The following is a 21,091-nucleotide window of genomic DNA, read 5'->3' as shown; positions in this document are numbered from 1 at the left end:
CGAACGGCGTCGTGGAAAGGTCTGGGGATGCAGGACTGGGACATCGTGTCGGGCATCGGCATCACGGCGCTGGCCGTGGCCGCCGCGAGAGCGGTGGAGAGCAGCCGGGACGAGCCGTTGGTGTCCGATCCGTACGCGGTCGCGTTCGTCGAGGCGGCCGACTCGCCGATCCCGCTGCCGAGGCGGGCGGGCGACCTGCCGCGCGACGACGACCTGTGGGAGCGGATGTCCCTGTTCGTCGGGCTGCGGTCACGGTTCTTCGACGAGTACCTGCTGGAGGCGATGACGGCCGGGGTGCGGCAGGTCGTCGTGCTCGCGGCGGGGCTGGACGCGCGGGCGTTCCGGCTCGACCTGCCACCGGAGACGACGCTGTACGAGGTCGACCAGCCGCGCGTGCTGGAGTTCAAGGACAGCGTCCTGGACGCACAACCGCGGTGCGAGCGCCGGACCGTCGCGGTGGACCTGCGGAACGACTGGGCGGGTGCGCTGGGCGACGCGGGCTTCGACCCGGAGCAACCCACGGCGTGGCTGGTCGAAGGGCTGCTGCCGTACCTGTCGCGGGACGCGTCCGCACAGTTGCTCGACACGCTGCACACGCTGTCGGCGCCGGGGAGCACGGTGGCGATCGAGTACGTGCACGACCCGAAGGCGGCGCTGGAGGACCCGGCGGTGCGGAACCTGTTGCGCGAGTTCGGGTTCGACTACGCCGCTCTGCTGCCCGAGGACCCGCACGGCGACCCGGGCGAGCAGCTGTCCGCGGCGGGCTGGACGGTCAGCGCGGTGTCCGGCGCGGACCTCGCCGAGCGGTACGGCAGGACGCCGCTGGACGACGGAGCGTCGATGTTCGGTGCGAACGACCGCTACCTGACCGGACGTTTTGGTTGACTGGAGCGTATGCGGATACTGGGGCTGGCCGTGCTCGGCCTGTTGCTCGTGGCCTGCGACCAGGTCAGCGCCACGACGGACAAGGCGAGCGTGTGCGCCGAGGCGCTCGGCCTGAGCAACCTGAACCCGAACCTCGACCCGGAGCAGCTGGCCGCGCAGGCTCAGCAGAAGGCCGACCGGCTGCGGGAGCTGGCGGGGCAGGTGGCCGACCAGGACCTGAAGCAGAACCTGTTCACGATCGCCGACTCGTACGTCGCGTTGGAGCAGCGGAAGGCCCAGCACCTCGGCGACCTGAACGACTGGGTGCAGCGGAACGCGAACAACCTCTCCGCACTACGGGCGGCCTGCCTGTAGCCGGGGTTCAGGCGTTCACGGGGCGTGCCCAGCTGACCCCCACCCGCAGCGCGAGTCCGGCGGCGGCGAACACGAGCCCGCCGAGCCCGGCCGCCACGAAACCCAGCGTCGCCGACGAGTGGTCGATCGCGAAACCGACGACGGGACTGCCGACGGCCATGCCGAGCCGGGTCGCCGAATCGAGCAGCCCCATGGCCTCGCCGCGCACTCGCGCCGGCGCGAGCGCCGTGGCCTCCTCGGCCGTCGCGGTGAGCGTTGGCGCGCACGCGAGGTTGGTCGGCACCAGCGCGAGCGCCAGCAGCCACCACGGTTGTCCGAACAACCCGGCCGGCACCACGAGCACACACAGCAGCACCATCAGCACCGGCTGGGGAAGTGACCGCCGGACCGCGCCGTGCACTATGCCGCCCACCACCGAGGCCAGGCACATCACCACGATCACCAGCCCGGTCCAGCCGATCTCGCCGGACTCACGCAGTGCGGCGAGCGTCGCCAGTTCGGTGCCGACCAGGCAGAACAGCGCGCCGGTGCCGATCAACAGGGTCGAGGAGAGCCCGCGGCCGAGCCAGGTCCGCAGCGGCGGCCTGCTGCCCGTGACCACCTCGTCCTCGTGCCGGATCGGCGGGTTCGTCCACCACAGGACGACGGTGGTCAACGCGAAGCACAGGCCGATGCCGGTCAGCGCCGCCGACGCGGAAAGCTGTGTCGCCACGGCGATCCCGGCCGCCGGGCCGACCATGAACGACGCTTCGAGCGAGATCGAGTCCAGCGAGTAGGCCGACCTGCGCAGGGCGGGCGGCACGAGCGCGGTCAGCACCTGGCGCGAGATCGAGCTGGCGGGCACCACGAGCATCCCGGCGGGCAGCGCGACCGCGACGAGCGCCGGATACGGCAGGTGCGGCGCGCTGGTCCAGTACGCCGTCGAGGCCACCCCGCAGACCGCCACGACGGGCCGCAACCCGTGCCGGTCGATCATCCGCCCGACGAGCGGCGCACCGAGCGCGCTCCCGAGGGTGGTGGCGGTGCCGACCAGCCCGGCGGCCCCGTACCCGCGTCCGAGGTCGGTGACGACGTGGAGCGTGAGCGTGATCCCCATGGCGGTCATGGGCAGCCGGGTGAGCAGCATCAGCAGCAGGGTCGCCGGAACACGGGGAAGGCCGAGAACACGGCGGTACGACTGCACGTACCTCATAGTGGCACGCCCGTCCAACTCTTTTTGTGGGGCATTGCGACGAATGTGCGAGGTGTGAAACCCGATGGGGTCCCCGGCCCCATGATCACTCCGGAGTGAACAGAGACCACCGGCGCCGAATGCAGGCCTTCGGGTGGCGTAGCTGCTCCGCCGGGTGAGCCGGGCACGCAGCGCGATCCCGCTTCCCGGCGCTCTTGATCATCGGGCGAACAGCGCGCGTCATCCGGTCTGCGGAACCGGCGCGGTCTGAATCCGGCACGTGAGATCCCCGGACGCCGGACCCGCGCGGTCGGCTGGTGCGGGCCCGACCCGCCAGGTATCCCTTACCGCTGTCGGATCCCGAGGCCAGGAGGTAGGGGATGAAAGGCAGGATCGCCCGGATCATCGCGGTCGCGGTGACGGGAAGCGTGCTCGCGGTCGCCGGCGCGGGCAGCGCGTCGGCGGACGGCAAGGGCACTTCCAGCACCGAAGCCGCCGGACACCAGGTCGTGCAGCTGCGCGACGACCTGACGAAGGCCGCCTACGCGGGGGACGTGGCGGGCACCCAGCGTTCTCTCGGCCAGCTCAGCCCGCTGCTCGGCGACCTCGCCACCAGCGACAGGTACTCCATCCAGTCCGACGCGCGGCAGACCGCCGCCACCGCGAACGACCAGGCGCAGCAGACCACCCGCATCCTGACCGACCCGGCACAGGCCGGCTCCGTGCCCCAGCTGCCCGCCGTGCCGTCGTTGCCCGACCTGCCCGCGCCACTGGACAAGGTGAACAACCTCGTCAAGTCGCTGCTGCTCAACGTCACGAGCCTGGCGCTTTCGCTGCTGCCGGGCGGGGTGCCGGCGCTGCCGGTGCCGAACGACCTGCCGGTCCCGGCCGCGCCGGGCGTCTAGGACCGCGGGAAGGGGGACGGGGCCCGGCGCACACAATGCGCCGGGCCCCGCGTTTTCTACCTGACGCCCGAAAGACCGACGCGCAGCGCGCCCGCCGCCTCCGCGGTCGCTTCCCGGAACCGCGTGCCGACGCCGAGGAAGTTGATGTACCCGTGGATCAGGTCCGAGTGCCGGCTGACGGTGACCGGAACTCCGGCGTCCCGCAGTTTTTCGCCGTACGCCTCGCCTTCGTCGCGCAACGGGTCGAACCCGGCGGTCGCGATGTACGCCGGCGGCAGGCCGGAGAGGTCCTTCGCGAGCATCGGGGAAAGGCGCGGATCCGTCCGGTCCACCCCAGTGGGCGCGTAGTGGTCCAGGAACCACGTCATGTCGGTGTCGGTCAGGAAGAAGCCGTTCGAGAACAGCTCACGCGACCGGCGCCGCACCGACGCGTCGACACCGGGGTACAGCAGCAGCTGGAACGCGGGCGACGGCCCGCCGCGGCCGGTGGCGAGCTGCGCGGTGACCGCGGCGAGGTTCCCGCCCGCGCTGTCGCCGCCCACCGCGATGCGGTCCGGGTCGGCGCCCAGGTCCTTGGCCTTCGCGTGCGCGTAGTCGAACGCGGCGAGCGCGTCCTCGGTCGCCGCCGGGAACGGGTGCTCGGGCGCGAGGCGGTACTCGACCGACAGCACCCGCACGCCGGCGTACTTCGCCAGGAAGCGCGCGGAGTTGTCGTGGCTCGCGCGGGTGCCGATCACCCAGCCGCCACCGTGGTAGAAGACCAGCAGCCCGGATCCCTCGCCCAGCCCGTTCGGCGTGTACAGCGTGGCCGGGATGCCGCCGTTGTCGTCGGGGATCACGAGTTCGCGCGTCGAGACCGGCCCGATCACCGGCCCGCTGACCAGGTGCTGCGACTCCGCGAGCGACTTCCTCGCCAGTTCGGGGGTGTCGGCCGACATCGCCGTGCCCGCGATCTGCTGCAGCCGCAGCAGCAGCTGGGCGTCCAGTGCGAGCTCCTGCCCGTCGGCCCGGATCGGGCGCCCGGCGATGAGCCGGCGCACGGGGCGGGGCAGCGAAAAGACCAGCTGGGTCGCGGCCGCTTCGACGCGGGACCGCAGAACGTTCGCCATGCCCGAGACGTTACCGGCGAGTAGGCAAGCAGGCCAGATGTGACCCGGACCTCCGTCCCAAATCCTGGTCCTCCAGTTAAGTCGAGGGGTTAGCCTCGAACGGTGACTTCCTCCTCGGTGATCAACGTCGTCGGCATCGGTGGCTCGCTCCGAGCCGGTTCCCAGTCCGAGCGGGCCCTGCGCATCGCCCTCGAGGGCGCGGCGGAGGCGGGGGCCCGCACCCAGGCGATCACCGGCAGCGACCTCGTGCTGCCGTTCTACGACTCCGCGCTCGAAGAGCGCACCCCCGAGGCGGAACGACTGGTGGAGGCCGTCCGCGGCGCCGACGGATTGATCATCGTGTCGCCGGGCTACCACGGCGCGCTTTCGGGGCTGATCAAGAACGCCCTGGACTACATCGAGGACCTGCGCCCGGACACGCGCCCGTACCTCGACGGCCGCGGGGTCGGCCTGGTCGCGGTCGCGTTCGGCTGGCAGGCGGCGGTCACCACGCTCGACCAGCTGCGCACGATCACCCACGCGCTGCGCGGCTGGCCCACCCCACTGGGTGGCGCGGTCAACTCGGCCGAGGTGAAGTTCGACGAGGCCGGCGGGGCCTCCGACGAGAAGACCGTGCACACGCTCCGCCTGATCGGCAGGCATGTGACGGAGTTCGCCCGCGACCGCCGCGCCTGATGGTTGCCGCGGCCTTGCGCCGGGTATTCGTCCGGTGAGAAGAGGCTGGTCCGGGAACGGTTGAGCCGTGCGGATTGTTGTTCCCGGTGGGAAGCTTGAGCTCCCCCAGGAACAGGAGGTACGGACGACCATGGTCGACGTGGTGTACACGGCGGTCGCGACCGCGCGGGGTGACGGCCGCAATGGCGAAGTCACCTCATCCGACGGGGTGATCGACGAACAGCTGGCGGTGCCCAAGGAGATGGGTGGGCCCGGTGGCGAGCACACCAACCCGGAACAGCTGTTCGCCGCGGGGTACTCGGCCTGTTTCCACGGAGCGTTGCAGGCGGTGGCCCGCCAGGCGAAGGTCAAGCTGAGCGACACCACGGTCACCGCCAAGGTGTCGATCGGCAAGGACGGGGACGGGTTCGGACTCGCCGTCAAGATCGAGGCGCACCTGCCCGGGCTGGAGGAGGGACAGGCCAACGAGCTGGTCGCGCAGGCGCACCAGTTCTGCCCCTACTCCCGTGCGACCCGCGGCAACATCGAGGTCGAGGTCACCGCAAAGACCTCCTGAGTGAGAGAGGAAATCCCGCCATGGCCAACTCTCCGATCAAGAGCCCGCTCGCGGAGAGCGACAAGGAAGTCACCGGCAACATCCTGCAGGCGACGCTGGTCGACCTCGTCGACCTCTCGCTGATCGCGAAGCAGGCCCACTGGAACGTCGTGGGCTCCAACTTCCGCAGCGTGCACCTGCAGCTCGACGAGCTGGTGACCACCGCGCGCAACTACGTCGACGAGGTCGCCGAGCGCGCCAACGCCATCGGCGTCTCGCCGAACGGCAAGGCGAAGACGGTCGTCGAGAGCTCCGGGCTGCCGGACTACCCGGACAACTGGCAGAGCGTCGAGTCGACCATCGCCGCGATCGTCGAGATCCTCGCCGAGGAAATCGCGCGGCTGCGCAAGCGCATCGACGAGACCGACAAGAGCGACCTGGTCACGCAGGACCTGCTGATCGAGATCACCCGTGCGCTGGAAGAGGCGCACTGGATGTGGCAGGCGCAGCAGGCCTGACCGCTCGCACGAGCAAGCCCCGCCGGGGAGACCGGCGGGGCTTTTCGTCAGTTCTCCAGCGCCCGCAACGCGAAGTGCACCTCGGTGGCGGTCTGCTTGATGGTCTCGGCGGTGACGAGAGAGCCGTGCCCGGCGTCGTACCGGTAGAACTCGTACGGCCGGCCGAGCTCGGCGAGCCGGTCCAGGTAGTTCTCGATCTGCCGGATCGGGCAGCGCGGGTCGTTGTCCCCGGCCAGCACCAGCACCGGGGCACGCACCGCCTCGACGTAGGTGAGCGGCGAGCACTCGCGGTACACGTCCGGCACGGTGTCCGGCGCGCCGCCGAAGAGGGCGCGGTCGAAGGAGCGGAGCTGCTCCATCTCGTCCTCGTACGCGGCGACGTAGTCGGCCACGGGCACCGCCGCGACTCCGGCCGCCCACCGCTCGGGCTGGGTGCCGACGGCGAGCAACGTCAGGTAGCCACCCCAGGATCCGCCGGACACCACGCACTTCGCCGGGTCGGCGAGGCCGCTTTCGACCGCCCAGTCGTGCACGGCGGCGACGTCCTCCAGCTCGGTGAGCCCGGGACGGCCCTCGATCGCGTCGCGCCAGGCCGAGCCGTAGCCCGTCGAGCCGCGGTAGTTCACCTCTACAACGGCGAACCCGGCGTCCAGCCACACCGCGCGGTACGCCGAGAACCGGTCCTCGTCCGCCGAATGCGGACCGCCGTGCAGGGTGAACACGGTCGGCACCGGGCCTTCCGGCGCGTGCTGCGGCCGCGCGACGAGCGCGTGCACCCGGCCGCCGGGACCTTCGACGAACGCGTCCACGACGGGTGAGGACGGCGGCGCCGGCTCGCCGGGCGGGGTCAGCAGCACCTCGTCGGTGCCGTCGGCGGCCCGGGCGCGGATCACCGGCGGGTGCGCGGCGTTCGACCACGAGTACTCGACCGTGCCGTCCGGGCGGACGCTCGCACCGGCGATCCGGCCCTTCGGGGTGTCCAAAGAGGTCAGCTCACCGTCGGCCAGCCCGTAGCGGTAGAGCGAGCTGCGGCCCTCGTGGAAGTGCACGACCAGCAGCGCGTCGGCGTCGGGGTACCAGGTGGCGCTGACCTCGCCGGGCAGGTCCAGGGACAGCTCGGTCTCCGCGTCCTTCTCGACGTCCCAGATCAGCAGCTCCTCGCGGCCGCGGCGCTCGTGCAGCACGAGCAGCCGCGCGTCTCCGGCGACCGGCGAGAACTCCAGCGCGTCCAGGCCCTTCCCCTCGCCGTCCCACTTCTCGGCGACGGTCGTGAACCCGTCGGTGGCGTAGACGCGGATGGCCGGGTGCCGGGAGTCACCGTGCTCGGAGTGCGCGATCGCGAGCAGCCGTTCGTCGCGGGACAGCGCGGCGATACCGGCGTCGTCCTTGCTCGCGTAGAACCGCTCGGTCTTGCCGTCGGCGTGCACGAACAGCTCGCTGCCGTCGTCGGTCGAGACGCCGACCGCGGTGAGGCGGTGCCCGATTTCGAGGCCCGCCGGGTAGCCGTCGTGCACGTCGGGCAGCGCGGGTTCGGCGGGACCACCGGCGAAGGGCTCGCGCTTCCAGGACCCGAACTCGTCGCCGTCGGTGTCGTCGAACCACCAGATCGCCGTGCCGTCGGGCGAGGTGGTGGCGTTCATCGTGCCGTTGGGGCGGTCGGTGACCTTGCGGTGCTCACCCGTCGCGCGGTGCCACGCGTAGACCTCCCAGACGCCGCTGGCGTTCGACACGTAGATGTTCGCGTCGGGTGCGTCGAGCGCCCAGTCCGGCACCGACATGCGCGGCGCGTGGAAGCGGGCGCGCCAGCGGGCCTCGGCCTCGGCGTCGGCGAAGAGGCGGTCGGGAATCACTGCGGGCGGGTGCTTTGTGGTCACCCCTCGATCCTGCCAGGTACTGCCCGTACGGTGGGCGTGTGCTGGAGGGATACGCGCCCGGGTTCTCCGATGACGTGCTGTCGATGATGTCGGCACGCAGCGCGAGCGACCGGGCGGCTTTCGTGCTGCGGTCGCTGCAGCCCGGGATGCGCGTGCTCGACGTCGGCTGCGGCCCGGGCAGCATTACGCGGGATTTCGTGCCCGTCGTCGGCGAGGGCCTGGTGCTCGGGATCGACGCCGAGCCGGGGCAGTTTCCCGCGGAGTCCACTGTGGATTTCGTAGCGGGTTCGGCCTACGCGTTGCCGGTTTCTTCGGAGAGCGTGGATCTGGTGTTCGCGCACGGGTTGATCGAGCATCTGGCGCGTCCGGCCGAGGCACTGCGCGAGATGCGCCGCGTGTTGCGGCCAGGAGGCGTACTGGCTTTGTCCACTTCGGACTGGAGTCGGGCACGCTTGCGGCCCAAGACGGTGAACGTCGTTGCCGCGCTGCGGGGACATTATCTGTTGCGGCGGCGGGCTGGTGGGGATCCCTTTGCCGGGAAGCACGTTGCTTCGCTTGTCGAGCAGGCTGGGTTTCGGGATGTTCGGACCCATGCTCGGTTTCGGCCGGACATGGGGTATCGGGATCTGGCTCGGTACGTGGAGTCCCGGTTGGATGAGGCGTTGTCGGCGTCCTCGGAGGATCGGGATCAGTTGGCCAGTGCTGCTCGGTCGGCGTGGGCTTGGTCCCATGCCGGAGATGGGGAGTTTTCGCAGTGCTGGGAGGAAGTGCTGGCGGTGAAGTGAGGCCCTGACGGGCCAGGGGTGCGGGTGGGCCCCTTCTTGCCGGAGTGTCTTACGGCGGTCTGGTCGCGTCAAGGGCGCCTTCGGCGTCGCTTCGCGATGGCTTCGCCACCCTTGACCCGCCCAGCCCACCGCAAGAGATGGCAAGGACGAGGGGGCAGGGGGAGGTCTGGCCCCACCCACACCCCTTCGCGTTGCTTTGCCGTCTCGCCTTCTCTGGGGGGCGACCCCTGGGGGACATAAAAAGGGAGATCCCTGTCCACAAGACCAAGCCTTGCGGACAGGGATCTCCCTGATCTTCCGTCGGGGTGGCGGGATTTGAACCCACGACCTCCTCGACCCGAACGAGGCACGCTACCAAGCTGCGCCACACCCCGATGTACTGCTTGCCGGGCCGGGTAGAAGTCTAGCGGATGTCGCTACCGGCTTTGCGGGGGGTGTCCTTGTGGGGCTTCTCTGCCTGCGTGGGGCGGGGGACGAGGGTCAGGAGACTCGCCTCGGGCGGGCAGGCGAACCGAGCCGGGGCGTAGGGGGAGGTGCCCAGGCCAGCGGACACGTGGAGCCACATGTGCGCGCCCCAGCGGGAGGCGCCTCGGGCGCGGGAGCGGTCGAGCTCGCAGTTCGTCACGAGGGCGCCGATGCCGGGGATGCGGAGCTGCCCGCCGTGGGTGTGGCCCGCCAGGACGAGGTCGTACCCGTCCGCGGCGAAGGGGTCCAGTACGCGTGGTTCGGGTGAGTGGGTGACGCCGACGCGCAGGACCGCGGGGTCGGCGGGGCCCGCGATCTGGTTGTAGCGGTCGCGGCGCAGGTGCGGGTCGTCGAGGCCGGCGGCGAAGACCTGCTGCCCGGCGACCTCGAACGTGTGGCGGGCGTGGGTGAGGTCCTGCCAACCGTGCTCGACGAAGGCCGCGCGCAGGTCCTGCCACGGCAGGTGCTTGCCGTGGACGCGCTTCTTCTTGCCGCGGGGCATCAGGTAACGAGCCGGGTTCTTGGGCTTGGGCGCGTAGTAGTCGTTGCTGCCGAAGACGAACACCCCGGGCCGGTCGAGCAGCGGGCCGAGCGCGCGCAGCACGTACGGCACGGCCTGCGGGTGCGCGAGGTTGTCCCCGGTGTTCACCACCAGGTCCGGCTCCAGCTCCCCCAGCGCGGCGACCCACCGCTGCTTCGACTTCTGCCCCGGCATCATGTGCAGGTCGGAGACGTGCAGGACCCGCATCGGCCGGGCACCGGGCGCGAGCACCGGCAGCTCGGCCTGCCGCAACGTCCAGTGCCGCCGCTCGATGCCGACCGCATACCCCAGCGTCGCGGCGCCGAGCGCCACCGTTCCCGCGGCGACCCGGGCCGCGCTCTTCAAGTTACTGTCCGTACCCACGTGCCCGAGGATACTGATCCCCGGGCACGTCGTCTCAGTGCTCGTACGCCGGATCCGAGGGCGGCAGCGGTGGCGCAGGCTGGTTGCCGAGGATCTGCGTCATGGCGTTGAACCACGTGTACGCCGGGGTCATGCCGCCGAACATGTTTCCCTGTGAGCTCGGCACGGCGGCGACCTTGCCGGGGCCGCTGTAGCGCAGGCCGCCGAACGGAGTATCTGGCCGGAAGACCATCGCTGCGCCCGCCATCTGCGGCACCGCTCCGACGAAGGTCGCCGAACCGCTCTCCTGCGTCGTTCCCGTCTTGCCCATCATCGGGCGGTTCCAGCCAACCTGCTGCGCCGCGCCGCGCGATGTGCCGTCTGTGTCGTCCTTGCTCATGCCGACGGCGAGGGTGTGGGCCAACTCTTCAGGTACGGCTTGCTCGCATGCCGCTTCCTTGACCTGCACTGGTTTTCCTTCCCGGTCGGTCACAGCGGCGATCGGCGTCGGCGGGCACCACACCCCGTCGCTCATGATCGTCGCTGCCACATTCGCCAGTTCGAGGCCGCTGGTGGGACTGATGCCGAGCGTGAAGGAACCGAACCCGGCCGACTTGTCCGTGGGTCCGTAGTACTTCGCCTGGTCGACCCGCGCCGCCGCATTGTCGCTCTTCGGGTCGACGGGACCGCCGTTGGCGGCGTTGGAGGCCATGGTGTTGCGCATCCCGAGCCGACGGGCCATGTCGATGATCTTGCCGACCCCGACCTGCTCCTCGAGGATGACGAAGCCGGTGTTCGGCGACGTGGCGAGCGCCTGCTGCAACGACATCGAGCTCCCGTAATTGGCCTCGCCGTAGTTGCTCAAGCAGTAGCCACGGGTGTACGGCGCGACGAACGGGCAAGGGGCCGGGCTGCCGGTGAACACCTTCGACGCGTACGTCTGCGGGGTCTGGATGGTCGCGTAGATCCCCGTCTTGTGCTGCTCCAGCGCGCTGGCCGCGGTGAAGATCTTGTAGCTCGAACCCGCGCCGGTCACGTTCGACACGTCCGACGGCAGCGCGTACGTCGTCTGCCCCTTGTCCGCGTCCGTGCCGTAGTCGCGGTTCGCGGCCAGCGCGACCACCTCGTGCCGGTTCTTTCCGGGGCGCACCAGGGAAAGCGTGTTCGCGACGTTCTTCTGCGTCTTGCTGACCTGCGTTTCCGCCGAGACCTTCGCCTGGTGGTTGGCGTTCTGGTCCATCGTCGTGCGGATGGTGTATCCGCCGGTGTACAGGTCGTCCTTCGACATGCCGTTCGTCAGCAGGTAGTCCTGCACGTACTGGCAGAAGAAACCGTTCTCGGGACCCGCACCGGTGCAGTTCGAGGCCGGGCGCGCCGGGCCGTCGGGCACCACGCCCAGCGGCTCGGTCTTGAACCGCGCCGCGTCCTCCGGCGCGAGCTTCTGGTTCTCCACCATGCGGTCCAGCACCAGGTTGCGCCGCTCGGTGGCGCGTTCCGGGTACTTCCACGGGTCGTAGAACGGCGGGTTGTTCACCATCCCGGCCAGCAGCGCGGCCTGCGGCACGCTCAGCTTTTCCGCCGTCGTACCGAAGTACGCCTGCGCGGCCGCGCCGACGCCGTAGATCTTGCGCGAGAACTCCACCACGTTCAGGTAGCTCGTCAGAATCTGCTGTTTGTCCATCTTGGACTCCAGCTGGATCGCGATCCGCGCTTCCTTGAGCTTGCGGGCGACCGACTGCTCCTGGGCCTTCTTCTGGCCGACCTCGTCGTCGCGGTAGATCACGTTGATGAGGTAGTTCTTGACGTACTGCTGCGTCAGCGTCGAGGCACCTTGCGTGTCCCCGCCGGTGCTGTTGCTCAGCGCGGCGCGGATCGTGCCCTTCCAGTCCACGCCGTGGTGCTCGTAGAACCGCTTGTCCTCGACCGAGACCAGCGCCCACTTCATGGCGTCGTTGATCTGCGACGACGCCGTCGGAATGCGGTACTGGTCGTACAGCGTCGCGATCGGGTTGCCCGCCGAGTCGGTGATGGTGGTGACCAGCGGTGGCGGCACGTTGGCCAGCTCGGCGGACATGCTGTCCACCGTCTCGCTGGCCTTGTTCGACGCGACGCCCGCGGCGCCGACGATCGGGAACAGCACCCCGGCGACCAGGATCCCGGCGAGCAGGCACAGACCGAGCAGTTTGAACAGACCATCCGTCTTCCGCACGGGCCCCAGACTAGTAGGAACCGGGCGAACCGCGCCGGGCACGTGGGGGTGCGATACCACGAGTGCGCCCCGTGTGCGACGTGTTCCGGTAACGAATTCCCGGAGGATCTTGGCGAGTGGAACCGATTGGTCCTACAGTCCGTCAACGTCTCACGTATGAGGCGCCGGGGAGGCGCTGGGGAATTCGACCTACGTGAGCCGAGGGTGAGGAGCTGGGGGCAGATGGAATCGATCGAACGGAGTTGGCGAGCCGACGCGCTGTGCCGGGACGCGGATCCGGACGAGCTGTTCGTCCGGGGCGCCGAGCAGAACCGGGCCAAGGTGGTGTGCATGGGCTGTCCCGTGCGCACGGAATGCCTGGCCGAGGCGCTGGACAGCCGCATCGACTTCGGCATCTGGGGCGGCATGACCGAACGCGAGCGGCGCGCGCTGCTGCGGCGCAGGCCCGACGTCACGTCCTGGACCGAGCTGCTGGAGTCGGCGAAACGCGAGTACGTGCAGGTCAGCTAGCGGCGAGCCGGTCTCCGATGTCGCGGAGGCCGGCCACGTCGTGCACGTCGCTGGGCAGCGCGGGCACGCGCACGATCGGCACCTCCGGGTGCGCCCTGGTGAAGCGGGCGAGCAGCCGCTCCTCGCGTTCGGCCAGCGCCACCCGGTCGGCGTGCAGCCGCAGCACCGCGGTGGCCAGCGGCGCGCTCGACTCCACCCGCTCGGCGGCCGAGATCGCGGCGGTCGCCGACAGGTCGGCCAGCACCGGGTGGGTGCGGTTCGCGACCAGCCCGGACAGCGGCATGTGCTCCGCGGACAGCCGCTCGACGAAGTAGCTCGCCTCGCGCAGCGCGTCCGGTTCGGGCGCGGCCACGACGAGGAACGCGGTGCCCTGCGACCGCAGCAGCTCCGACGTCTTGCGCGCGCGTTCCCGGAAGCCGCCGAACATCGTGTCGAACGCCTGCATGAATGCCGACGCGTCGGCCAGCAGCTGCCCGCCGATGATCGTCGACACGGCCTTCGCGAACATCGTGAAGCCCGCGCTGACCACCTTCCGCAGGCCCCAGCCGCCCGCCTTCGCCGGAGCGGTGAGCAGGCGGATCATCCGGCCGTCGAGCGCGCTGGACAGCCGGGTCGGCGCGTCCAGGAAGTCGAGCGCGGACCGGCTCGGCGGGGTGTCCACGACGATCAGGTCCCAGTCGCCGGTGGCCGCGAGCTGGCCCAGCTTCTCCATCGCCATGTACTCCTGCGTGCCGGAGAAAGACGTGGAAATGGTCTGGTAGAAGGGGTTCGCCAGCAGCTGCTCGGCCCGGTCCGGCCCGGCGTGGGCGCGCACCATGTCGTCGAAGGTGCGGCGCATGTCGAGCATCATCGCCCACAGCTCGCCCTTCGGGTCGAAACCCTCGACCTGCACCTGACGTGGATGGTTGCCCAGCTCGCGCAGCCCGAGCGCCTGCGCGAGGCGGCGTGCCGGGTCGATGGTGAGCACGACGGTCTGGCGGCCGCGTTCGGCCGCGCGCAACGCGATCGCCGCGGCCGTGGTGGTCTTGCCGACCCCGCCGGAACCGCAGCACACGACCACGCGGGTCTCCTGGTCGTCGATCAGCTCGTCCACGTCGAGCATCAGCGCACCCCCTGCTGGACCAGGGTTTCGGCGATGTCGTACAGCGCCGCGACGTCGACGCCGTGGGGCAGGTCGGGCAGCTCCAGCGTCGGCAGGTCGGCCTCGGCGAGCTGCTCGCGCGCCCGCTGCTCGGCGGCGATCCCGATCGCGTGTTCCACGGTCTCCTCCACCAGCGCCTCCAGGGTGGCTTCCGGCAGTTCCAGCCCGGCCTCGGCGAGCCCGCTGCGTACGCGCCCCGCGTCGACCCTGCCGTCGGCGGCAGCGGTCAGCGACCGGGCCGTCAGCCGCGGCGGGCGCACCCGGTTGACGAACACCGCGCCCGGCCGCAGGTCCGCGCCGTCCAGCTCGGCGACCGCCTCGACGGTCTCGCGCACCGGCATCTCCTCCAGCAGCGTGACCAGGTGCACCGCGGTCTGCCCCGAGTGCACGAGCCGCACCACGCCGTCGGCCTGGCCGCGGATCGGGCCGGTGCGCGCGAGGTCGGTCAGCGCCTTCGTGACGTCGAGGAACTTGACCACGCGACCGGTGGGCGGCGCGTCGACCACCACCGCGTCGTAGGTGTGCCTGCCGTCGGACTCCGTCCGCCCGACGCACTCCTTGATCTTCCCGGTGAGCAGGACGTCGCGCAGCCCCGGCGCGAGCGTGGTCGCGAACTCGATCGCGCCCATCCGCCGCAGCGTCCGGCCCGCGAAGCCCAGGTTGTAGAACATCTCGAAGTACTCGAGCAGCGCGGCCTCGACGTCGATGTGCAGCGCGCGCAGCTCCCCGCCGCCGGGCGCGGACGCGATGCGCAGCTCGGCGTAGGGCAGCGGCTCGGTGTCGAAGAGCTGGGCGAAGCCCTGCCTGCCCTCGACCTCGATCAGCAGCACCCGGCGCCCGTTGCGGGCCAGCGCGAGCCCGAGCGCCGCGGCGAGGGTGGTCTTTCCGGTGCCGCCCTTGCCGCTCACGAAGTGCAGCCGGGCACGGGCGAGCTCGTCGGTCCAGCCGGGCAGGGGAGTGCTCACTCCAGCAGCGTAATTCACCTCGCGCGGGCGCGTGGGGCATCGGTGACGCACTGTGAGACACGTCAGGCGGATCGGACCGGGCTTGATCCGGTGGTTAGTCTCCCCACCATGAGCGCCACCAAGTGGGAGTACGCCACGGTTCCCCTGCTGATCCACGCCACCAAGCAGATCCTCGACCAGTGGGGCGAGGACGGCTGGGAGCTGGTGACGGTGCTGCCGAACCCGAGCGGTGAGCAGCACGTCGCCTACCTCAAGCGGGCGAAGGCGTGAGCTGGTCGCAGCGGCTGACCGAGCTGGGCATCGAGCTGCCCTCGGTCGCCGCCCCGGTCGCGGCGTACGTGCCCGCCGTCCGCAGCGGGGCCCAGGTCTTCACCTCGGGCCAGCTGCCGTTCGTCGACGGCACGCTCGCCGTCACCGGCAAGGTCGGCGGTGACGTGAGCCCGGAGGAGGCCAAGCGCCACGCGCGCACGTGCGTGCTCAACGCGCTGGCCGCCGTGGACGCCCTCGTGGGCATCGACTCGGTCGTCCGGGTGGTCAAGGTCGTCGGGTTCGTGGCGTCCGCCGAGGGGTTCACCGGCCAGCCCGCGGTGATCAACGGGGCGTCCGAGGTGCTCGGCGAGATCTTCGGGGTAGCGGGCGCGCACGCGCGGTCGGCGGTGGGGGTGGCCGAGCTGCCGCTGGGCTCGCCGGTCGAGGTCGAACTGATCGTGGAGGTCTGACATGGATCCGGACATCGAAGCCGCTTGTCACGAGCTGCTGCTGCGCCTGGCCGGCCGGATGCCGGACCAGCTGCTGTGGCGCTACCGGGACTGGCTGGGCGAGGGCGCGATGACCACGCTCGCGCGGACCCTGCCGAGGACTTTGCTAAAGCACAATATCGACCTCGACCAACCGGAGTATCGCCTGCTGGTCGCGGGGCTGGTGCCGCACGGGGCCGACTGGCACCAGGTGAGTTCCACTCTTGGGGTGGACGAAGCTCCGGAGAACCGGTACACATTCACGGGGAGTGCGCCCGATCGGGTGAACTCCGTGGACTCAGTGTCCGCGTTGGTGCACGCAACGTTGCGTGGCCGGCCGGACGTGGGCGAGGTGCGGCAGAGCTGGCGGCACGGCGAAGGCGACGAGCTGAAGCGCGTGCTGCTGGTCACGGCACTGGCCGGCCTGCCGAGGCTGACCGGTGAGCTGCAGCGGGTCCTTCGGGTGCTGGGCGACGAGGAGCCCAGCGTCGAGGTGATGCCGCCGAGGTTCGACCTCCCCGCGTACCACCGCGCCGCGCTGGCGAGCTCGGAACTCGTCTGCACCGGCGCAGTGGACACCGGGCACCGCCTCGCCGCCGCGTAACGGCCCGGTCACCCCGATCGGGCTGCTGGGAGGAGAATCGTGGAGTCCCACAGTGACGCCGGGCTGGGAACCGACGGGTTCGCGGTCCCGCTCCGGCTGCACAACCTGTTGCTCGCGCTGGCCGGACGGCTGGACGACAGCGCACTGTCCGAAGCGCGCGAGCTGACGGCCCGGGCCCGCCTCGACGAGGCCGCCGAGCTGACCACCGGCGCGTTGATCGCCGGGAAGCTGCCGGTGCGCGAGTCCGAGCAGCACGAGCTGGGCCTGGTGCTGGAGCTGAGCCGCTCCGACGCCACGCTCGCCGAGCACCTCACGGTGAACGACGCGGAAGCCGACAACGGCGTGCTGCACCACTTCACCGGGGACAACCAGCCCGAGCACGGGGTCGCCGACGCGCTGGACCGCACCCTCCAGGTGCTGCCGGACCTGCGCTCGGTGCACGCGGTGTGGCGCAACACCCCGGCCGGCAGCGTGCCCGGTCCGCTGCCGCAGCGGGTCGTGCTCGTCGAGATCGGCCCGGAGGGCAACCCGCCCGCGGCCGCGTACCGGATCGACGCGGCGCTGCGCCGCGCCGGGATCCGTGCGGTCGTCGAGGTCACCGGCCCCGGTGCCGAGCGGACCCGCTACCACGACCAGGCCCTCAACAGCGCGATGGCGGTGTGGCTCGCGGGGAACTCGAACGGCTCCGCGCCGCAGAACCGTCCGTCGGCCCCGAAGCCGAACGCCAAGGAGAAGGCGGGCCGGCACGTCGCGGCCGACGCCAAGGACGAGGAGCCTGTTCCGGCCCCTGCACCTGCCCCCGCCCCCGAGGCGTCGAAGGGCCCCGGGCACAAGTTCGGGCCGCGCGAAGAGCCGCCGGAAACCCGGGCTGAGGCCACCACGGACCTCAGCTCGGCGGAGGTGGCCCAGCTGCGGGCCGCGCTCGCCGAGGACCCGGAGAAGGGCAAGGCCATCGCGTCCGCGGTGATCGGGCCGGGCGAGGTCGTGGAGATCCCGGAGCTGGACCTCAACGACCCGCAGCTGTCCGAACGCGACCGCCAGCTGCTGCGTGAGCTGCACGCGGAGCTGGCCGAGCGGGAGCGCGCGGAGGCGTCGAAGGTCCGGACCAACGGGTCCGGTGAGGACAACCCGCGCTGGGTGGACGGGTTCTCCGGAGCCTGACTCCCGCGTAAGTTACTTGTTGTGCCTCAACTGAACTTCGAGCTGCCCGCCGGGGTGCGGTTCTCCGACACCCCGCTGGAGAACCCGCCGGTGCCGCGCGACGCGGCCACCGTGATCCTGCTGCGGGACACCGCGGACGGGCTGGAGGTCTTCCTCCAACGGCGCGTCGCCGCGATGGCGTTCGCGGCGGGGATGACGGTGTTCCCCGGCGGCGGGGTCGACAAGCGCGACGCCGACGCTTCCGTGCGCTGGGCGGGTCCGCCCGCGAGTGACTGGGCGGGCTGGTTCGGCGCGACGGAACCCGTGGGGCGGGCGCTGGTGTGCGCAGCCGTACGGGAGACGTTCGAGGAGTCGGGCGTGCTGCTGGCGGGTACCGAGGACGGCGTGGTCGCGGACGCGGCCCGCTATCGGTCGCAGCGGCGGGCGCTGGAGTCGCGCGAGCTGTCGCTGGCCGGGTTCCTCGCCGAGGCCGGGCTGACGTTGCGGGCGGACCTGTTGCGGCCGTGGGCCCACTGGATCACCCCTCCTCAGGAGACGCGCCGCTACGACACGCGGTTCTTCGTCGCCGCCCTGCCCGAGGGGCAGCACGCCGACGGCGAGACCACCGAGGCGGAGTCTTCGGGCTGGCAGCGGCCGCAGGACGCGCTCGCGGACGCGGAGGCCGGCCGCAGCATGTTGATGCCGCCCACCTGGTACACGCTGCAGGAGCTGTCGGAGTTCGGCAGCACCGCCGAAGCGCTGGCCGCGGAACGCACGATCGAGGCGATCATCCCCAAGCTCGTCCGGGACGGGGACCGGGTCCGCGTGGTGGTGGGCGACGAATGACGCACCCCGCATACGGCGAGCTCCGGCAGGTGTCCCCGGTGGCGTCGGTGTTGCTGGAGAACAACCCGTCCATGATGACGCTCGAAGGCACCAACACGTGGGTGCTGCGGGCGCCCGGCGCCGCCGAGAGCGTGCTCGTCGACCCTGGTTACCACGACCTCGACCACCTGCCGAAGCTCGCGGAGCTGGGCCCGGTCGCGCTGATCCTGCTGACCCACCACCACACCGACCACAGCGAAGGCGCGCCGTGGCTCGCCGAGCGGACGGGTGCGCCGGTGCGGGCGTTCGACCAGGAGCTGTGCCGCGACGCGGGCGCGCTGACCGACGGGGAGGTCGTCTCGGCGGCGGGTCTGGAGCTGGAGGTCCTGCACACGCCCGGCCACACGGCGGACTCGGTGTGTCTGCGGCTGGAAGGCCACGTGCTGACGGGTGACACGATCCTCGGCCGCGGCACGACGGTGCTCGCCGACCTCGGTTCGTACCTGCGTTCGCTACGCCGGCTGGTCGAGCTGCCCGCCGGACAACGGGGTTTGCCGGGGCACGGTCCGGAGCTGCCCGACCTCAAGGCGACCGCGCAGGAGTACCTCGACCACCGCGAGCAACGGCTCGACCAGGTGCGTCGTGCACTGAGCGTGCTCGGCGAGGACGCCACCCCGCGCCAGGTGGTGGAGCACGTCTACGCCGACATCGACCAGGAGCTGTGGGCCCCGGCCGAGCACAGCGTCCGAGCCCAGCTCGACTACCTGCGCTCGGGGGACTGAAACCGGGATCTTGTTACGTTTCGGCTCCCAAACCGACTAACCGGGCATTCGCAACGAAGCGAACGCGGTCAGGAGGGGCGATGAGCCGGGTGGAAGTCTGGGCGACGGGTCTCGAGTGCCGCGTGCGGCAGGAGAGCGAAGACGAGATCTACGGCAGCGTGCAGGTGGGGTCGGCGGACCGACAACCGCATCCCGCCCTGAAGTTCCCCGACTCCGGTTACCTGCGGATGGGGCCGGACGGGCAGCGGATCCACACGATGCAGGCGCTCCTGTACTCGGGTCCCCCGCAGGACCTCGGGCTGGTCGCGACGCTCGCGGAGTTCGACTCGGGTGACGTGGAACAGGAGAAACAGGTCCTCGCGGACGCCGCCGCGGCCGCGATCACGACCGCCTTGGCGGCGTACACAGCCGGGCTGGGGGCAGCCGCCGCGCCGTTGATCGACCTGTTGGCCCGTGGACTGGTCAACTTCGGCGCGGGTGTCCTCGGCATCAGCAACGACATCTACAACCCCCAGGCCGCCGCGCTCCCCGCGGACGCGCTGTTACAGGCGGACTCGCGGCGACGGACCCTCACCCGCCCGGATGATCCGAGGTCGTTGGCCTGGACCGACGTGATCATTCTCAGTGGCCGGGACGACGGTGGTGACTACGGCGAATACGGCCTGTACCTCGACGTGCGGGTCTCGGCGCCCACTCCGGCCGAGACCTCGGCTCAGGCGGAGGAGAACGCGGCCGGTACGCCGACCCTGCGTCGTGGCTCGGCGGGTCCGGCGGTCCGCAAGCTGCAACGCCTGCTCAATGCCCGCCTGACCGACCTCGTCCCGATCGCCGTGGACGGGCAGTTCGGGCCGGCGACGGAGGGACGGGCCCGGGAGTTCCAGTCGCGGACCGGGCTGGTGGTGGACGGGATCGTCGGCCCGAGGACGTGGGCAGCGCTCACCGGGCAAGCGCCCGACCCCGGTACCGCTCAGGCGGAGGAGAACGCGGCCGGTACGCCGACCCTGCGTCGTGGCTCGGCGGGTCCGGCGGTCCGCAAGCTGCAACGCCTGCTCAACGCCCGGATGCCGGAACTCACGCCGATCGCCGTCGACGGACAGTTCGGGCCGGCGACGGACGCCCGCGTCCGCGAGTTCCAGCGTCGCGCGGCGCTCGCGGTCGACGGCGTCGTCGGCCCCAACACCTGGCGCGCACTCGGGCAGTGAAAGGAGACCGCCATGTCGGTCAGGGACTTGTCCGCGAGCGTGGGGAACGGCGGCGCCAACGACGGTGACGACGTCTTCACGGTGCAGATGTTGCTGAACCACGTCGATCCCGGGTCCGGTGGCCCGGACCCGCAGCTGGACGTGGACGGGCTGGTCGGCCCGAAGACCGTCGCCGCGATCCGGCAGTTCCAACGGAGTCAGCTGGGGTTCGAGGACGGCCTCGTCCAACCCGGTCAGGTGACCTTCCGGGCGTTGAAGGGGTTCTTCGTGGCCCCGGACGCGTTTCCCGACGAAACGGTCGCCGGTGCCGGCGCGTTCCGGCCCCACCGGCTGGTGTACCGCGACGTCCGGCTGCAGGGGAACCGGCCGGCCGGGGACACCGTGATCGAGGTCAACTTCGACACCCCGCTGCAGTTCTTCCTCGACAGCGCGGCCGACACGGTCGCGCACACCGCCGATCCAGTGCGGCTCAAGCTGATGGCGCACGGCCGGGCGGCGTTCGTCCAGTTCTGCCGGGAGAACCTCACGCTCGCCAACCTCGCGGTGCTGTCGGTGCTCCGCGGCCAGTTCGTCGCCGGGGTGGACCTGTTCTCCTGCTCGGTGGCGTTCATCGCACCGGGACCGGGCGACGGGAACGTGTTCTGCTCTCGGATGGCGCAGCTGCTGGACACGTTCGTGCGCGCCTCGACGGCGACGCAGTTCTACACCGTCGGATCGGCCGGTGCAGGGCTCGACTTCGGCCGCTGGGAAGGCACGGTCCTCACCTACGGACCCGCGGGGAACGTGGTGCACGTGGAGAACGAACCGCGGTTCTGAA

General features: G+C 71.0%; 23 protein-coding genes and 1 tRNA gene. 16 read left to right on the top strand and 8 right to left on the bottom strand.

What is annotated here, in order from left to right:
- Positions 1 to 27: 27 nt before the first annotated feature.
- Both FHX82_RS11230 and FHX82_RS11225 read left to right on the top strand, forming a co-directional pair.
- Positions 28 to 885 carry an SAM-dependent methyltransferase gene (locus tag FHX82_RS11230; protein WP_145937074.1) on the top strand — a complete coding sequence of 286 codons (858 nt, stop codon included), beginning with the start codon at positions 28 to 30 and terminating at the stop codon, positions 883 to 885.
- Between the two features lie 9 nt (positions 886 to 894).
- Positions 895 to 1,239, top strand: a complete 345-nt coding sequence (locus FHX82_RS11225; protein ID WP_145937075.1) for a DUF8711 family protein — start codon at positions 895 to 897, stop codon at positions 1,237 to 1,239.
- Positions 1,240 to 1,246: 7 nt separating this feature from the next.
- Here FHX82_RS11225 and FHX82_RS11220 read toward each other — a convergent pair whose 3' ends face one another.
- A complete protein-coding gene (locus tag FHX82_RS11220; RefSeq protein ID WP_260171893.1) occupies positions 1,247 to 2,431 on the bottom strand; it encodes an MFS transporter in 1,185 nt (394 codons plus the stop codon).
- Between the two features lie 359 nt (positions 2,432 to 2,790).
- Here FHX82_RS11220 and FHX82_RS11215 point away from each other — a divergent pair, with 359 nt between their 5' ends.
- Positions 2,791 to 3,315 carry a hypothetical protein gene (locus tag FHX82_RS11215; protein ID WP_145937076.1) on the top strand — a complete coding sequence of 175 codons (525 nt, stop codon included), beginning with the start codon at positions 2,791 to 2,793 and terminating at the stop codon, positions 3,313 to 3,315.
- 56 nt (positions 3,316 to 3,371) lie between these two features.
- Here the strand turns inward: FHX82_RS11215 and FHX82_RS11210 are convergent, their stop codons facing one another.
- Complete coding sequence (locus FHX82_RS11210) at positions 3,372 to 4,424, bottom strand: alpha/beta hydrolase (protein ID WP_145937077.1); 1,053 nt, start codon at positions 4,422 to 4,424, stop codon at positions 3,372 to 3,374.
- A 102-nt stretch (positions 4,425 to 4,526) separates the two neighbouring features.
- Between FHX82_RS11210 and FHX82_RS11205 the strand changes: the two genes are divergently transcribed.
- The 3 genes from FHX82_RS11205 to dps all read left to right on the top strand — a co-directional run bounded on the left by FHX82_RS11205 (position 4,527) and on the right by dps (position 6,152).
- The gene (locus FHX82_RS11205; RefSeq protein WP_145937078.1) at positions 4,527 to 5,099 is read left to right on the top strand and encodes an NADPH-dependent FMN reductase; all 573 of its coding nucleotides are present in this window, start codon (positions 4,527 to 4,529) and stop codon (positions 5,097 to 5,099) included.
- A gap of 130 nt (positions 5,100 to 5,229) precedes the next feature.
- Positions 5,230 to 5,655, top strand: a complete 426-nt coding sequence (locus tag FHX82_RS11200; RefSeq protein WP_145937079.1) for an organic hydroperoxide resistance protein — start codon at positions 5,230 to 5,232, stop codon at positions 5,653 to 5,655.
- Between the two features lie 20 nt (positions 5,656 to 5,675).
- Positions 5,676 to 6,152, top strand: a complete 477-nt coding sequence (gene dps / locus FHX82_RS11195) for a DNA starvation/stationary phase protection protein Dps (protein WP_145937080.1) — start codon at positions 5,676 to 5,678, stop codon at positions 6,150 to 6,152.
- Positions 6,153 to 6,199: 47 nt separating this feature from the next.
- On the opposite strand, the gene FHX82_RS11190 is transcribed toward dps, so the two are convergent.
- Entirely contained in the window at positions 6,200 to 8,026 is a 1,827-nt protein-coding gene (locus FHX82_RS11190; protein WP_145937081.1) for a S9 family peptidase, read from the bottom strand.
- Between the two features lie 38 nt (positions 8,027 to 8,064).
- Between FHX82_RS11190 and FHX82_RS11185 the strand changes: the two genes are divergently transcribed.
- Positions 8,065 to 8,811, top strand: coding sequence for a methyltransferase domain-containing protein (locus FHX82_RS11185; RefSeq protein ID WP_145937082.1), 747 nt, complete (start codon positions 8,065 to 8,067; stop codon positions 8,809 to 8,811).
- 300 nt (positions 8,812 to 9,111) lie between these two features.
- Here the strand turns inward: FHX82_RS11185 and FHX82_RS11180 are convergent.
- The 3 genes from FHX82_RS11180 to FHX82_RS11170 form a co-directional block, all read right to left on the bottom strand.
- Positions 9,112 to 9,185 (bottom strand) — tRNA-Pro (locus tag FHX82_RS11180).
- Positions 9,186 to 9,214: 29 nt separating this feature from the next.
- On the bottom strand, positions 9,215 to 10,180 hold the full coding sequence (locus tag FHX82_RS11175) for a metallophosphoesterase (RefSeq protein WP_229881267.1): 966 nt from the start codon (positions 10,178 to 10,180) through the stop codon (positions 9,215 to 9,217).
- 34 nt (positions 10,181 to 10,214) lie between these two features.
- Positions 10,215 to 12,368, bottom strand: a complete 2,154-nt coding sequence (locus FHX82_RS11170; protein ID WP_145937083.1) for a transglycosylase domain-containing protein — start codon at positions 12,366 to 12,368, stop codon at positions 10,215 to 10,217.
- A gap of 222 nt (positions 12,369 to 12,590) precedes the next feature.
- On the opposite strand from FHX82_RS11170, the gene FHX82_RS11165 reads away from it, so the two are divergent.
- A complete protein-coding gene (locus FHX82_RS11165; protein ID WP_145937084.1) occupies positions 12,591 to 12,878 on the top strand; it encodes a WhiB family transcriptional regulator in 288 nt (95 codons plus the stop codon).
- Here FHX82_RS11165 and bagB read toward each other — a convergent pair.
- Together bagB and bagA are read right to left on the bottom strand one after the other, a co-directional pair.
- Entirely contained in the window at positions 12,871 to 13,980 is a 1,110-nt protein-coding gene (gene bagB, locus FHX82_RS11160) for an ATPase BagB (protein WP_145937085.1), read from the bottom strand. The two genes, FHX82_RS11165 and bagB, sit on opposite strands and share 8 nt — an antisense overlap.
- Positions 13,980 to 14,984 carry an ATPase BagA gene (gene bagA / locus FHX82_RS11155; RefSeq protein ID WP_145937086.1) on the bottom strand — a complete coding sequence of 335 codons (1,005 nt, stop codon included), beginning with the start codon at positions 14,982 to 14,984 and terminating at the stop codon, positions 13,980 to 13,982. Before bagA ends, bagB begins: the two co-directional genes overlap by 1 nt.
- Positions 14,985 to 15,092: 108 nt before the next feature.
- Here bagA and sp36 point away from each other — a divergent pair, with 108 nt between their 5' ends.
- The 8 genes from sp36 (at position 15,093) to FHX82_RS11115 (ending at position 21,090) form a co-directional block, all read left to right on the top strand.
- Positions 15,093 to 15,254, top strand: coding sequence for a Sp36 family protein (gene sp36, locus FHX82_RS11150; protein ID WP_017985509.1), 162 nt, complete (start codon positions 15,093 to 15,095; stop codon positions 15,252 to 15,254).
- Positions 15,251 to 15,703: a RidA family protein gene (locus FHX82_RS11145; RefSeq protein ID WP_145937087.1), complete on the top strand. Its 453-nt coding sequence runs from the start codon at positions 15,251 to 15,253 to the stop codon at positions 15,701 to 15,703. Before sp36 ends, FHX82_RS11145 begins: the two co-directional genes overlap by 4 nt.
- 1 nt (position 15,704) lies before the next feature.
- Positions 15,705 to 16,325: a hypothetical protein gene (locus FHX82_RS11140; RefSeq protein WP_145937088.1), complete on the top strand. Its 621-nt coding sequence runs from the start codon at positions 15,705 to 15,707 to the stop codon at positions 16,323 to 16,325.
- A gap of 36 nt (positions 16,326 to 16,361) precedes the next feature.
- Positions 16,362 to 17,486, top strand: coding sequence for a hypothetical protein (locus tag FHX82_RS11135; RefSeq protein WP_145937089.1), 1,125 nt, complete (start codon positions 16,362 to 16,364; stop codon positions 17,484 to 17,486).
- 30 nt (positions 17,487 to 17,516) lie between these two features.
- Positions 17,517 to 18,311: an NUDIX hydrolase gene (locus FHX82_RS11130; protein ID WP_373308661.1), complete on the top strand. Its 795-nt coding sequence runs from the start codon at positions 17,517 to 17,519 to the stop codon at positions 18,309 to 18,311.
- Complete coding sequence (locus tag FHX82_RS11125) at positions 18,308 to 19,072, top strand: MBL fold metallo-hydrolase (RefSeq protein WP_145937090.1); 765 nt, start codon at positions 18,308 to 18,310, stop codon at positions 19,070 to 19,072. Before FHX82_RS11130 ends, FHX82_RS11125 begins: the two co-directional genes overlap by 4 nt.
- 80 nt (positions 19,073 to 19,152) lie before the next feature.
- Positions 19,153 to 20,274: a peptidoglycan-binding domain-containing protein gene (locus FHX82_RS11120; protein ID WP_145937091.1), complete on the top strand. Its 1,122-nt coding sequence runs from the start codon at positions 19,153 to 19,155 to the stop codon at positions 20,272 to 20,274.
- Between the two features lie 12 nt (positions 20,275 to 20,286).
- Positions 20,287 to 21,090 carry a peptidoglycan-binding domain-containing protein gene (locus tag FHX82_RS11115; RefSeq protein ID WP_145937092.1) on the top strand — a complete coding sequence of 268 codons (804 nt, stop codon included), beginning with the start codon at positions 20,287 to 20,289 and terminating at the stop codon, positions 21,088 to 21,090.
- The last annotated feature ends 1 nt before the right edge of the window (position 21,091 follow it).

The organism is Amycolatopsis bartoniae (genome assembly GCF_014191255.1).
GTDB classification, from domain to species: domain Bacteria; phylum Actinomycetota; class Actinomycetes; order Mycobacteriales; family Pseudonocardiaceae; genus Amycolatopsis_E; species Amycolatopsis_E bartoniae.
This window is presented reverse-complemented; position numbering and strand designations above follow the sequence as displayed.